Genomic DNA, 11,864 nt, shown 5'->3' on the forward strand with positions numbered 1-11,864 from the left:
AAAACGTCCCCCTCTCGGGCCTCGGGCGCGTGCTCAAGCGCAGCCTGGACCTCGCCGTGGCGGGGCTCGCCCTCGTCCTGCTCGCGCCGCTCCTGGCCCTCATCGCCCTCGCCGTGCTCGCCGGCGACGGGCGGCCCGTGCTCTACGGCCAGGTCCGCCTGGGCCGCGACGGCCGCCGCTTCACGATCCGCAAGTTCCGCACGATGCGCCGGGACGCCGAGCTCGCCGGGGCTGGCTGGAGCCAGCCGGACGACGCCCGGCGCACGCGGCTGGGCGGCTTCCTGCGCGCGAGCAGCCTGGACGAGCTGCCCCAGCTCTGGAACGTGCTCACGGGCGAGATGAGCCTCGTCGGCCCGCGGCCCGAGCGGCCGGAGTACGCGACCGGTTTTGCGGCGAGCATCCCGCGCTACTTCGAGCGGCACCGGGTGCGCAGCGGCATCACGGGCTGGGCCCAGGTCAACGGGCTGCGCGGCGACACGCCGATCGAGGAGCGCACGCGCTACGACCTCTTCTACGTCGAGAACTGGTCCCTGGCCTTCGACCTGAAGATCCTCTGGCTCACGCTCCGCGCCGTCCTCTCGCGCAAGAACGCCTACTGAGCGGCGGCCATTGGCAGGCGGCCGTCCCTGTGCTAGCCTGCGGCCGGCCGGCGGGTGCGGAGCCCGCCTCGGCCGCCGGCAGCGAGAGGGGGAAGCATGCAGCGCGCACCGGTCGTCATCGGCATTGCGGGGGGCACGGGATCGGGCAAGACGAGCGTGGCCCTCAAGCTCAAGAGCTACTTCACGCACGAGCGGGTGGTGCTCCTGCACCACGACTCCTACTACCACGACAACAGCCACCTGCCCCCGGCGGCGCGCGAGCGGATCAACTACGACCACCCGGAGGCCTTCCAGACCGACCTCCTGATCGAGCACCTCGATCGCCTGCGCGCGGGCGAGACGATCGTCCAGCCGCGCTACGACTACGAGTCCCATTCCCGGCTGGCCGCGGGCACGCCCATCGCGCCGGCGGACATCATCCTGCTCGAGGGCATCCTCGTCCTCGAGCACGAGGCACTGCGCCGGCGGATGGACATCCGCATCTACATCGACGCCGATCCGGACGAGCGCTTCATTCGCCGCCTGCAGCGGGACATCCGCAACCGCGAGCGCACGGTGCACTCGATCATCGAGCAGTACCAGAGCACCGTGCGACCCATGCACCTGCGTTTCGTCGAGCCCTCCAAGCGCTACGCCGACCTCATCGTGCCCGAGGGCGTGCACAACGCGGTGGCCATCGATCTCCTCGTCGCGAAGATCCGCGACGAGCTGGCGCGCCGGAAGGCCGCGGACGCCGCCGCGGAGGGCCGGTCTTGAGTGCGCCGCGCGCCTTCTTCGTCTCCCTGCGCCCGCGCCAGTGGACGAAGAACCTGCTCGTCCTCCTGGGCATCGTCTTCGCCGGGCATGCCGGCGAGCCGGCGCTGCTGGGGCGCAGCCTGGCGGCGACCTTCGTCTTCTGTCTGCTCTCGGGGGCGATCTACCTGTTCAACGACCGCGTCGACCTGGCCAAGGATCGCCTGCACCCGCTCAAGCGCCGGCGGCCGCTGGCGGCGGGGCAGCTGCCGGCGGCCTGGGTGGCGCCGGGCATCGCCCTGCCGCTCGTCCTGGCGCTGGGCGGCGCCGTCTGGCTCGGGCGCAACTTCCTCGCCTGCGCGCTGGTCTTCCTCGCCCTCAACGCGCTCTACACGCTGTGGCTGAAGCACCAGGTGATCCTCGACGCCTTCGGGATCGCCCTCAACTTCGTGCTGCGGGCGGTCGCTGGCGTGGCCGTCCTCGCCCCGCACATCGTCACCGGCTTCGCCGACGGCAACGAGCAGGGCTCGGTGCTCCTGTCCCCCTGGCTCCTCGTCTGTACCTTCTTCGGCGCCCTCTTCCTGGCCTTCGCCAAGCGCCGCAGCGAGCTCGTCGCCCTGGCCGCTCCGGAAGACCACCGGCCCGTGCTCAGCCGCTACAGCGCGGGTCTCCTCGATCAGCTCCTCGGCCTCTCGGCGGGCATCGTGATCCTCGCCTACGCGCTCTACACGCTGTGGCCGAGCACCGTGGCCCGCTACGGCGCCGGCTGGCTGGTCTCCAATCTCTTCGTGACCTTCGGCGTCATGCGCTACCTGTTCCTGACCCAGCGCGCCGAGGGTACGGGCGACCCGTCCGAGATCCTCCTGCGCGACCGGCCCATCTTCGGCGCCGCCCTCGGCTGGCTCCTGCTCGCCCTCTGGACCGCGGGGTTGGGGGGATGAGCCAGGGCGGGAGTAGCCTGCGGGCCCTGGCTCCCGCCAAGCTGAACCTCGGCCTCGAGGTCCAGCGCCGCCGCCCCGACGGCTTCCACGAGATCGAGACGATCTACCAGAGCCTGGACTGGGGGGACCGCCTCGAATTCTCCAAGCTCCCGACCGGCAAGGGTTTGCGGCTCGAAAGGCAGGGCCTGTCGCTGCCCGACGGCCCGGACAACAGCCTGCGGCGGGCCCACGCCCTGCTGGAGAGGGCCTGTCCGGGAGCGATGGGGGGCACCCGCATCCGACTCGACAAGCGCATCCCCCTGGGCGCCGGGCTCGGGGGCGGAAGCAGCGATGGCGCCACCGCCCTCCTCGGGCTCAAGCGCCTCTGGGACCTGGACTTGAGCCCGGCGGCCCTGGCCGGGCTCGCCCTGGAACTGGGCAGCGATGCCCCCTTCTTCCTCCTGGGCGGGACGGCGGTGGGTCGCGGCCGGGGCGAGCGCCTGGAGCCTCTGCCCGCCCTGCGCCAGGGCGCCTTCACCCTGGTCAATCCGGGATTTCCGGTCTCCACCGCCTGGGCCTATGAGCATTTGCGATTGGGCTTGACAGGGAATCCATATCGGGTTAGCATCGAACAAGTTAAGGCATATCTGTCGCGCTTCCCCGCCCCGGGAATGGTGCTCCGCAACCGTCTGGAGGACGTCGTCTTTCCCGCCTATCCGGTGCTCTTCGACATCGTGAAGGCCCTGGAGGAGGCGGGTGCCGTGCACGCGCTCATGAGCGGCAGCGGCGCGACGATCTTCGGCAGCTTTCCGGACCGGGAAGCGGCGGGACGGGCGGGGGCCCTGCTGGCGGCACGCTGGCAGACCTGGGTGGCGGCACCCGGGCCCCAGGGGATCCTGTTCGACTGAACTCGGGCGCAACGGAATCGACTGGCCAGGACAACGACAAGCTGGGAGGAAAGATGGAGATCACCGAGGTCCGCATCTCCCTGCGCAATGACGACAAGCTCAAGGCCTTCGCCAGCGTGACTTTCGACGACTGCTTCGTGGTTCGCGGGCTGAAGATCATCGAAGGCGCGGGCGGCAGTACCTTCGTGGCCATGCCGAGCCGGAAGCGCAATGACGGGACCTACCAGGACATCGCCCATCCCGTCAACAACCAGACCCGACAAAAGATCGAGGCGCGCATCCTCAGCGAGTACGCGAAGGAAGTCGCCCGGTTGGAAGCGGGAGAGGCAAGCTACTCCTCGGGCGACGACCACTAAGGCCGCCGGGCCCGCACTGGGGCGTCGACAAGTGGCAAGTCACAGGTCTTTGGTACCTGCATTCGGAGGTTCGAATCCTCCCGCCCCATCCTCCGTCCGCGCCGACTGCGCGCCGCCCGACCGGCGCGGCGCGCGCCGAGCCCCGCCGATCCAGTGAAAGGCCCATGGATGTTCTCTTCGCGTGAAGACCTCTGCCTGATCACCGGCACCGCCAACCGGCCCCTGGCCGAACGCATCGCGCGCTACGTCGGCCGCAGTCTGACGGAGACGACGATCGCGCGCTTCGCCGACGGCGAAATCTACGCGCACATCCAGGAGAACATCCGCGGCGTCGACGCCTTCATCATCCAGTCGACGCCGGCGCCCGCCGACAACCTCATGGAGCTGCTCATCCTCATCGACGCCTGCAAGCGCGCCAGCGCCCAGCGCGTGACGGCGGTGATCCCCTACCTGGGCTACGCCCGCCAGGACCGCAAGGACAAGCCGCGCGTGGCGATCACGGCCAAGCTCGTCGCCAACCTGATCACCAGCGCTGGCGCGGACCGCGGCCTGACGATGGACCTGCACACGCCGCAGATCCAGGGCTTCTTCGACATCCCCCTCGACCACCTCTTCGCCGCACCCGTGCTGCTCGACTACGTCGAGCGCCTGAAGCTCCAGCGGCCGGTGGTGGTGGCGCCCGACGTCGGCAGCGTCAAGATGGCCCGCGCCTTCGCCAAGCGGCTGAGCGCGGAGCTGGCCGTGGTGGACAAGCGTCGCAGCTCGCCGAACGTCTCCGAGACGATGACCCTGATCGGCGAGGTGGACGGCCGAGACGTCATCATCGTCGACGACCTCATCGACACGGCCGGTACCCTGGCCAACGCGGCCAGCCTCTGCATGGCCCGCGGCGCCCGCTCGGTGCGGGCGGCCGCCACCCACGGCCTCCTCTCGGGCCAGGCCCGCCAGCGCCTGGACGACTCCCCGCTGGAGATCGTGGCGATCACCAACACCCTCGACCGCGACGGCGCCGAGCTGCCGGCGCGGATCGAGATTCTCGACGTCGCCCCCTTGCTGGGGGAGGCGATTCGGCGCATACATAACGCCGAATCCGTCAGCTCACTCTTCGTCTGAACCGCACCCCAAGCTCCGTCTCCGATTCCCGGCCGCCTGCGCCGGGGCGGTGGACCGGGAGGAAGCATGCAGACTCTGGAACTCAAGGCCGCCGCCCGCCCGGGCACCGGCAAGTCCGTCACCCGCAAGCTGCGCGCCCAGGGCACCCTGCCGGCCACCCTCTATGGAGGCGTGGGCGAGGCGCTGAACCTCACCGTGCCCGCTCTCGATTTCGACCTGCTCTACCGCGCCCGCGAAGGCAGCAATTTCATCCTCAATCTCAGCGTGGATGGGGCGGCGCCGGTCCTGAGCATCGTCCGCGAGCGGCAGCGCCACCCGGTGACGGGCCGCGTCATCCACGTCGACTTCCAGCGGATCAGCCTGGACAAGCCGATCCACGTCGAGGTGCCCGTCCACATCGTCGGCGAGTCGCGGGCGATCAAGGACTTCGGCGGCATCCTCGAGCACCTGCTGCGCCGGGTGCAGATCAGCTGCCTGCCGGCCGACATCCCCGACGCCATCGAGGTGGACATCAGCGAGCTGCGCCTGAACGAGTCCGTCCACGTCTCCGACTTGACGGTGCCGAACGTGGAGTTCCTCGCCGAGCCGGCGCGGGCGGTGGCGAGCATCGCGGCGCCGCGCCTGACCAAGGGCGCCGGCGAGACGGCCGCCGCCGAGGGCGCCGAGGGCGAGGGCGCCGATGCGAAGGACGCTGGCAAGGCTTAGGCAGCGCTTCCTCGGGCCCTGCCTGGACTACGCGGAGCTCACCGCCATCGTCATCGGCCTGGGCAACCCGGGTCGCCGCAACGCGGCGACCCGGCACAACCTTGGCTGGCGCGTGGTCGAGCGCTGCGCAGCGGGCGCGCGGCTGGACTTCCAGCCGGGCCGGGGCGACTTCTTCGCCACCCGCTGGCGGCGCCCGGAGGGCGACGCCCTGCTCGTCCTGCCCACGACCTTCATGAACCGCAGCGGCGAGGCCGGCCGCCAGCTCCTCGGGCTGAGCGGCCTGACGCCCGCCCGCTGCCTGGTCGTCGCCGACGACCTGGACCTGCCGCTGGGCCGCCTGCGCCTGCGCGCTCAGGGCGGTCCGGGCGGTCACGGTGGCCTCGTCTCCCTGGCCGCAGCCTGGGGGGAGGCCGCCTTCCCGCGCCTGCGGCTGGGCATCGGGCGGCCGCCTGCCCCGCCGGCGGGCGAGGCCGGCGACGCGGTCACCCACGTCCTGGGCCCCTTCGCGCCGGAGGAAGCGGCGCAGGTGGCGGCGGTGGTGGACGCGGGCGCCGAGGCCGTCGACTGCTTCCTCGCCGAGGGCCTGGAGCGGGCGGCCAGCCGCTTCAACCCCCGCGCGATCGCCTGAAGTCCGGCCCCGGCCGGGCTTTACAGCCGGGGACCGCTCCTGTATATTGAGCCCCCGGGAGCTGCGGCTCCCTTTCCACAACACAGACGATCGCAAATGCCTGGCTGGCCACGCGCCGGCCGCGCCCTGTTTCCGGCGCCCCGCCCGGGGCAGACCGGAGACCGCCAGTCCGAAGGGAGGAAGGCATTGAGGGCCTACGAGTGTCTCTACATCGTCCATCCCGGCGCCGATGGCGCCGAGTTGGAGAAGTCCGCCGCCAAGTTCAGTGAGCTGATCACCGGCAAGGGCGGCGCCGTCCGCAAGACGGACGTCTGGGGCAAGCGCCAGCTCGCCTATCCGATCCAGAAGTTCACCGACGGCAGCTACATCCTGCTGCGCTTCGACGCCGAGCCGGCAACGATCGCCGAGCTCGAGTTCCGCCTGCGCGTGGATGACCGCGTGCTCCGTTACATGACCTGCTACGAGGTGCCCGAGGGTACCGGCCGCAGCGAGGAGCTGATGCAGCTCACCGAGCGCAAGGAGCGCGACCGCCGCGGACGCGGCCGTGGTCCCCGTGGCCGCGGCCCCCGTCCGGGCGGGCGCGGCCCGCGCGATGAGGGTGGGCGCGACGGGCAGGGCGACCAGGAAGCGCCCCGGGCCGCGGCTCGGGATCTGGACGATGACTCCGACGAAGGGGAGGACGACTGATGCCCCGCATCCGCCGCAAGAAGAAGAAGGCACGCAAGTGGACGGGGCGGAAGAAGCCCTGCAAGTTCTGCATCACGCACATCGACGAGGTGGACTACAAGCACCAGGAGCTGCTGGTGCGCTTCGTCAATGACCGCGGCAAGATCGCGCCCCGGCGCATCACCGGTACCTGCGACCGCCACCAGCGCATTCTGGTGACGGGCATCAAGCGGGCTCGCTACATCGCGCTCCTGCCCTACGTGCGCGAGCACTGGCGCTAGGCGGGAAGGAGGACCCGATGGAGATCCTGCTGAAGGAGACCGTGGAGAACCTCGGCAAGCGAGGCGATCGCGTGAACGTGGCCAAGGGCTACTTCCGCAACTACCTGAGCCCGCGCGGGCTCGCGGTGCTCGCCACCGAGGGCAACCTGCGTGCGCTGGCCGAGGAGAGCCGCGTCCGCGCCCGCAAGGACCGCAAGTTCGTGGCGGCCGCCCAGGAGCTGCGCGGCCGCCTCGACGGCCTGCGCCTGGAGTTCAAGGGCCAGATCACGGAGGAGGGCCGGCTCTACGGCTCCGTGAACGCCCAGGCCATCGCCCGCGAGCTGCATGCCCGCGGCTTCGCGATCGAGCCCGGGCAGATCGAGCTCGCCGAGCACCTCAAGGAGCTGGGCGAGCACGCGGTCGTCGTCAAGCTGCACCGCGGCGAGGGCGTGGAAGCGACCCTGCGCGTCACGGTCGCCCCCGAGGAGTAAGGACCAGCGGCTGCGGCGGGGCCGAACGCGGCCCCGCCGCCCGCGTCCCACGCGGCGAGCGGAAGCGGCGAGCGGAAGGAGGAGCTGCGGCGTGGAGCTGCCTGCGAAGATCTTTCGCGAGTACGATATCCGCGGCGTCGTCGGGGAGGACCTCGACGCCGCCGTCTACCGCGCCCTCGGCGGCGCGATCGCTGCGCGCTGGCTGGCCGACGGCGCCCGGGAGGCCGTGGTCGGCCACGACAACCGCCTCCACTCGCCGGAGCTGACGAGCGCCTTCGTCGAAGGGGTCCTCGCCACCGGGCTCGACGTCGTCGAGATCGGCCAGGTGCCGACGCCGGTGCTCTACTTCGCGCAGGCCGTGCTCGGCGAAGGCAAGAACTTCGGCGCCATGGTGACGGCCAGCCACAACCCGCCCCAGTACAACGGCGTCAAGATCGTTTCCGCGGGCCGCGCGCTCTCCGGCGGCGAGATCGCCGCCCTGCGCGGGGCGGCGGCCGGGCCCCTGCCCCAAGGCCGGGGCCGCCGGCGCGCCGAGGACTTCAAGGCGCGCTACCTCGCGCACCTGGCCGGCGACCTGAGGCCCGCGCGCCCCGTCAAAGTCGCCGTCGACTGCGGCAACGGCACCGCCGGCATCGTCGCGCGCCAGCTCTTCACCGCTCTCGGCGCCGAGGCGACCCTGCTCTACGAGGAGCCGGACGGCCGCTTTCCCAACCATCCGGCCGATCCCGTCGTGCCCGAGAACCTGCGCGAACTCGTCCGCACCGTGCGCGAGGGCGGCTACGAGCTCGGGATCGCCTTCGACGGGGACTCGGATCGCCTCGGCGTCGTCGACGAGCGCGGCGAGATCCTCTGGGGGGACCGTCTGCTCGCGCTCTATGCGCGCCGCGTGCTCGCCCGGCATCCCGGCGCGAAGGTCATCTTCGAGGTGAAGTGCTCGCGCGCCCTGGCCGAGGACATCGCGGCCCACGGCGGCGTGCCCGTGCTCTGGAAGACGGGCCACTCGCTGATCAAGGCCAAGCTCAAGGCCGAGGGCGCCCTGCTCGCCGGCGAGATGAGCGGCCACCTCTTCTTCGCCGACCGCTACTTCGGCTACGACGACGCCCTCTACGCGGCCGGCCGCCTGCTCGAGATCGTGGCGGCGGCGGATGCGCCGCTCAGCGGCCTGCTGGCCGGGGCGCCGGTCTACGTCTCGACGCCCGAGATCCGCCGGGCCTGCCCCGACGAGCAGAAGTTCGCGGTCGTCGAGGCCCTGCGCGCGCGCTTCGCCGCCGAGTACACGGTGATCGACATCGACGGCGTGCGCATCGAGTTTCCCGACGGCTGGGGCCTCGTGCGCGCCTCGAACACCGGACCCGTGCTCGTGCTGCGCTTCGAGGCCACGAGCGAGGAGCGGCTGGAGGCGATCCGCGCGCTGGTGCTGGGCGCACTGCGGGAGGAACTGCCCGAGGAGGGAGCCTGATGGCCGCCTGGCTCGTTCTGCTCGCCGGGGGGCGCGGGACGCGCTTCTGGCCGCTGGGCCGCCGGCGCCGGCCAAAGCAGCTGCTGCCCCTGCTCTCTCCGCGCAGCCTGCTCGCCGAGACCTGGGCGCGCGTCGCTCCCCTCGGCAGACCCGAGCGCAGCTTCGTGATCAGCGCCGCCGATCTCGCCCCGGCCTGTCGGCGCGAGCTGCCCGCGCTGCCCCCGGCGCGCGTGATCGGCGAGCCGGCGGGGCGCAACACGGCGGCGGCCGTCGCGCTGGCGACGCTGCTCGCGCTGCGGGAAGATCCCCGCGCCGTGCTCGCCGTCTTTCCCAGCGACCACGTCGTGGCCGACCCGGCCGGCCTGCGCGCCCTCGCCCGGCGCGCGCTGCGCTGCGCGCGCGAGGAGGACGCCTACGTCACCCTCGGCGTCCGCCCGACGCGCGCGGAGACCGGTTACGGCTACCTGGAGCTGGCCGGCGTGGCCTCGGCCGAGACGCCCCAGCGCGCGGTCGCCTTCATCGAGAAACCGGAAGCCGCGCGCGCCGCGGCCTACGCCGCCTCCGGCCGCCATCTCTGGAACAGCGGCATCTTCTTCCTGCCGGCGCGGCGTCTGGCGGAGAGCTTCGCCGCTCTGGCGCCCGCGATCTGGGCGCCTCTGGCCGCTCTGCCGGCCCTGCCGCCAGCGAGCCCGCGCTTTCGCACTGCGCTGCGCGCGGCCTACGCGGAGATCCCGGCGCGCTCCTTCGACGTCGCGATCATGGAGCGCGCGGCAGGGGTGAAGGTCCTGGCGGCCGACATCGGCTGGCGCGACGTCGGTGGCTGGGCCGCCCTCGGCGAGCTGCTGCCCGCCCTGGCGGGCAATCGCGTGCAGGGCGAGCTGGTCGCCCTGGACGCGCGCGACAACATCGTCGTCGATCGGGAGGGGCTGACCGCCTTGCTCGGCGTCGAGAACCTGGTCGTGGTGCGCAGCGGCGGGGCGCTTCTCGTCGCCAACCGCGCGCGCCTGGATGCCCTGCGCGAGCTCGTGGCCCTGCTCGAGGCCCGCGCCGGCGGGCGCTACCTGTAGCCGCTGGAGCGGCATGGAGGTCCCGATGAAGCGAAACGCGCTGCCGCGGCGCTTGCTGCTGCTCACCCTGCTGGCGGGGGCGCTCCTCGCCGGATTCGGCCCCGGCTGCCGGCCCGCCGAGGAGTCGCCCCAGCCGGCGAGCGCCGAGGCGCCCGCGGCCGGCGGCGGCGAGGATGTGCTGGTCCGAGTGGGCGGCGAGCCGATCACGCGGGCGATGTTCGAGGCCGAGATCGAGAAGATCCCGCCCTTCCAGCGGCGCGAGCTGGAGACGCCGCAGGGCAAGCAGCAGTTCCTCGACCGCCTCGTCGAGATGGAGCTGCTCTACCGCGGCGCGCTGGAGGCCGGGCTCGACAAGGACCCGCAGCTGGCCGAGGAGGTCGAGCGCGCGCGCCGGCAGATCCTCATGCGCCACTACTACCGCCTGCGGGTGCAGGACGCGGCCGAGCCGGACTCCGCCGCCATCCAGGCCTACTATGACGGCCACCCGGAGGAGTTCTCCGTGCAGGAGCGCGTCAAGGCGCGCTGGATCCTCTGCGAGACGCGCAAGGCCGCGGTGGCGCTGGCGGGGCGCCTGACCGCCGGCGAGGACTTCGCGGCGCTCGCGCGCAGCGAGAGCAAGGACGCGCCGACCGCCAACGAGGACGGCGACCTCGGCTGGTTCACGCGCGACGGCTACGTGCGCTCGCTCGGCGTCAACACCGACTTCACGAGCCGCGTCTTCGCGCTGGCGCCGGGCCAGGTGAGCGAGCCGTTCGAGCTGGAGAAGAAGGGCTGGGCGCTCGTGCGCCTGGATGAGCGCGAGTCCGCGCGGACGAAGTCGCTGGCCGAGGTGCGCCCGGAGATCGCGCGGCGGCTGGCGCCCCAGGTGCAGGAGGCGCTCTACAACCAGAGGCTGCGGGAACTGCGCGAGCGCTTCGGCGTCGAGCAGGTGGCCGAGCCCTTCACCAGCGCGGCCACTCCCGAGGAGCTCTTTGAGATGGCGCAGTCCGCCCAGGAGCCGCGCGAGCGCATCGAGTACTACGAGCAGATGGTGCGGCGCTTCCCGGACTTCGCCCAGGCCGATCGCGCGCTCTTCATGGTCGGTTTCGTCTACGCGGAGGAGCTGGCGGACACGGTGCAGGCCCGCGCGGCCTTCGAGCGCTTCCTGACGACCTATCCGCAGAGCGACCTCGTCGAGGACGCCCGCTACATGCTGGGCGCCCTCGCCGGCAGGGAGCCCGCCTTCGAAGGCGACTAGGGCTCCCGAGAGGACGAGCGCATGAGCCCCAATCCGGAACGCGGCTCGCTGCGGATGGAGGTCAAGGGCTTCGCCCTCGATGAGGACTCGAAGATCCCCATCCTCCTCCTGCAACCCGCCGGTCGCGAGGAGGTGCTGCCGATCTGGATCGGCCCCGGCGAGGCCTCGGCGATCGCGCTCACGCTCAGCGGCGCCGAGAGCGCGCGCCCGCTCACGCACGACCTCATGCAGCGCCTCCTGCAGGGGCTCGAGGCGAAGCTCCTGCGCACCGAGGTGACGGCACTGGAGGGCAACGTCTTCCTGGGCCGCCTGCTGATCGCCCAGCCGCAGCGGGGCGAGTACCTGGCCATCGACTGCCGGCCGAGCGACGGCATCGCGCTGGCCCTGCGCTGCGGGGCGGAAATCCACGTTGACAAGGGGCTCTTCGAAGCCCAGAAGAAGCGGCTGGGGCCGCCCGCGAAGCCGAGTGCGGGCGAACCCGAAGCCGACGAGGACTGACGAGGGACGAGGACTGCTGCCATGCCCAGCGAAGACCCGCGCCGGGGCCCGGTTCTCGGCGCCTTCCGCCTGGACGAGGAGCGGCCGGCGCTGCCGGCCTCGACCTGGGTGGCCCCCGGCGCCGTCGTCATCGGCCGCGTGCGGCTGGGCGAGCGCAGCAGCGTCTGGTTCGGGGCCGTCCTGCGCGGCGACCTCGACACGATCGCCATCGGCGCGGAGCCGGGG

At 72.0% G+C, this 11,864-nt stretch carries 16 protein-coding genes and 1 tRNA gene; all 17 read left to right on the forward strand.

The genetic code is table 11. The features are described 5' to 3' along the window. Positions 1–599: sugar transferase (locus tag FJ251_08920; GenBank protein ID MBM4117851.1), on the forward strand; the 599-nt coding region annotated here is incomplete at its 5' end. Between the two features lie 96 nt (positions 600–695). Then, positions 696–1,355, forward strand: a complete 660-nt coding sequence (locus FJ251_08925) for a uridine kinase (protein MBM4117852.1) — start codon at positions 696–698, stop codon at positions 1,353–1,355. Beyond that, positions 1,352–2,272 carry a decaprenyl-phosphate phosphoribosyltransferase gene (locus tag FJ251_08930; GenBank protein MBM4117853.1) on the forward strand — a complete coding sequence of 307 codons (921 nt, stop codon included), beginning with the start codon at positions 1,352–1,354 and terminating at the stop codon, positions 2,270–2,272. Before FJ251_08925 ends, FJ251_08930 begins: the two co-directional genes overlap by 4 nt. Continuing rightward, on the forward strand, positions 2,269–3,159 hold the full coding sequence (gene ispE, locus FJ251_08935; protein ID MBM4117854.1) for a 4-(cytidine 5'-diphospho)-2-C-methyl-D-erythritol kinase: 891 nt from the start codon (positions 2,269–2,271) through the stop codon (positions 3,157–3,159). The genes FJ251_08930 and ispE overlap by 4 nt, the downstream gene beginning before the upstream one ends. A 53-nt stretch (positions 3,160–3,212) precedes the next feature. Beyond that, a complete protein-coding gene (spoVG, locus tag FJ251_08940) occupies positions 3,213–3,515 on the forward strand; it encodes a septation regulator SpoVG (protein ID MBM4117855.1) in 303 nt (100 codons plus the stop codon). Between the two features lie 17 nt (positions 3,516–3,532). Next, positions 3,533–3,607, forward strand: a tRNA-Gln gene (locus FJ251_08945). Between the two features lie 76 nt (positions 3,608–3,683). After that, positions 3,684–4,628, forward strand: coding sequence for a ribose-phosphate pyrophosphokinase (locus FJ251_08950; GenBank protein ID MBM4117856.1), 945 nt, complete (start codon positions 3,684–3,686; stop codon positions 4,626–4,628). A 66-nt stretch (positions 4,629–4,694) separates the two neighbouring features. After that, a complete protein-coding gene (locus FJ251_08955; GenBank protein MBM4117857.1) occupies positions 4,695–5,333 on the forward strand; it encodes a 50S ribosomal protein L25 in 639 nt (212 codons plus the stop codon). Next, positions 5,308–5,961 carry an aminoacyl-tRNA hydrolase gene (locus tag FJ251_08960; protein ID MBM4117858.1) on the forward strand — a complete coding sequence of 218 codons (654 nt, stop codon included), beginning with the start codon at positions 5,308–5,310 and terminating at the stop codon, positions 5,959–5,961. Before FJ251_08955 ends, FJ251_08960 begins: the two co-directional genes overlap by 26 nt. Positions 5,962–6,057: 96 nt before the next feature. Then, positions 6,058–6,648, forward strand: a complete 591-nt coding sequence (rpsF, locus tag FJ251_08965; protein ID MBM4117859.1) for a 30S ribosomal protein S6 — start codon at positions 6,058–6,060, stop codon at positions 6,646–6,648. Then, on the forward strand, positions 6,648–6,908 hold the full coding sequence (rpsR, locus tag FJ251_08970) for a 30S ribosomal protein S18 (protein ID MBM4117860.1): 261 nt from the start codon (positions 6,648–6,650) through the stop codon (positions 6,906–6,908). Before rpsF ends, rpsR begins: the two co-directional genes overlap by 1 nt. A 17-nt stretch (positions 6,909–6,925) precedes the next feature. Beyond that, on the forward strand, positions 6,926–7,378 hold the full coding sequence (locus FJ251_08975; protein ID MBM4117861.1) for a 50S ribosomal protein L9: 453 nt from the start codon (positions 6,926–6,928) through the stop codon (positions 7,376–7,378). Positions 7,379–7,475: 97 nt separating this feature from the next. Then, positions 7,476–8,837 carry a phosphomannomutase/phosphoglucomutase gene (locus tag FJ251_08980; protein ID MBM4117862.1) on the forward strand — a complete coding sequence of 454 codons (1,362 nt, stop codon included), beginning with the start codon at positions 7,476–7,478 and terminating at the stop codon, positions 8,835–8,837. Beyond that, positions 8,837–9,904, forward strand: a complete 1,068-nt coding sequence (locus FJ251_08985; protein MBM4117863.1) for a mannose-1-phosphate guanylyltransferase — start codon at positions 8,837–8,839, stop codon at positions 9,902–9,904. Before FJ251_08980 ends, FJ251_08985 begins: the two co-directional genes overlap by 1 nt. After that, complete coding sequence (locus FJ251_08990; GenBank protein MBM4117864.1) at positions 9,846–11,141, forward strand: tetratricopeptide repeat protein; 1,296 nt, start codon at positions 9,846–9,848, stop codon at positions 11,139–11,141. The genes FJ251_08985 and FJ251_08990 overlap by 59 nt, the downstream gene beginning before the upstream one ends. A gap of 21 nt (positions 11,142–11,162) precedes the next feature. Next, complete coding sequence (locus tag FJ251_08995; GenBank protein ID MBM4117865.1) at positions 11,163–11,639, forward strand: bifunctional nuclease family protein; 477 nt, start codon at positions 11,163–11,165, stop codon at positions 11,637–11,639. Between the two features lie 69 nt (positions 11,640–11,708). Next, a partial coding sequence (locus tag FJ251_09000) for a gamma carbonic anhydrase family protein (GenBank protein ID MBM4117866.1) occupies positions 11,709–11,864 on the forward strand: 156 nt, incomplete at its 3' end.

It is taken from the genome of bacterium, assembly GCA_016873475.1.
Taxonomy (GTDB): Bacteria; Krumholzibacteriota; Krumholzibacteriia; order JACNKJ01; family JACNKJ01; genus VGXI01.

What these genes read in the sequence shown, in the direction of transcription:
- FJ251_08955 (MBM4117857.1), top strand. Translation starts at nt 4,695, where the DNA reads ATGCAGACTCTGGAACTCAAGGCCGCCGCCCGCCCGGGCACCGGCAAG.
- ispE (MBM4117854.1), top strand. Translation starts at nt 2,269, where the DNA reads ATGAGCCAGGGCGGGAGTAGCCTGCGGGCCCTGGCTCCCGCCAAGCTG.
- FJ251_08990 (MBM4117864.1), top strand. Translation starts at nt 9,846, where the DNA reads ATGCCCTGCGCGAGCTCGTGGCCCTGCTCGAGGCCCGCGCCGGCGGGC.
- FJ251_08985 (MBM4117863.1), top strand. Translation starts at nt 8,837, where the DNA reads ATGGCCGCCTGGCTCGTTCTGCTCGCCGGGGGGCGCGGGACGCGCTTC.
- rpsF (MBM4117859.1), top strand. Translation starts at nt 6,058, where the DNA reads ATGCCTGGCTGGCCACGCGCCGGCCGCGCCCTGTTTCCGGCGCCCCGC.
- FJ251_08995 (MBM4117865.1), top strand. Translation starts at nt 11,163, where the DNA reads ATGAGCCCCAATCCGGAACGCGGCTCGCTGCGGATGGAGGTCAAGGGC.
- FJ251_08975 (MBM4117861.1), top strand. Translation starts at nt 6,926, where the DNA reads ATGGAGATCCTGCTGAAGGAGACCGTGGAGAACCTCGGCAAGCGAGGC.
- FJ251_08925 (MBM4117852.1), top strand. Translation starts at nt 696, where the DNA reads ATGCAGCGCGCACCGGTCGTCATCGGCATTGCGGGGGGCACGGGATCG.
- FJ251_08950 (MBM4117856.1), top strand. Translation starts at nt 3,684, where the DNA reads ATGTTCTCTTCGCGTGAAGACCTCTGCCTGATCACCGGCACCGCCAAC.
- FJ251_08960 (MBM4117858.1), top strand. Translation starts at nt 5,308, where the DNA reads ATGCGAAGGACGCTGGCAAGGCTTAGGCAGCGCTTCCTCGGGCCCTGC.
- spoVG (MBM4117855.1), top strand. Translation starts at nt 3,213, where the DNA reads ATGGAGATCACCGAGGTCCGCATCTCCCTGCGCAATGACGACAAGCTC.
- rpsR (MBM4117860.1), top strand. Translation starts at nt 6,648, where the DNA reads ATGCCCCGCATCCGCCGCAAGAAGAAGAAGGCACGCAAGTGGACGGGG.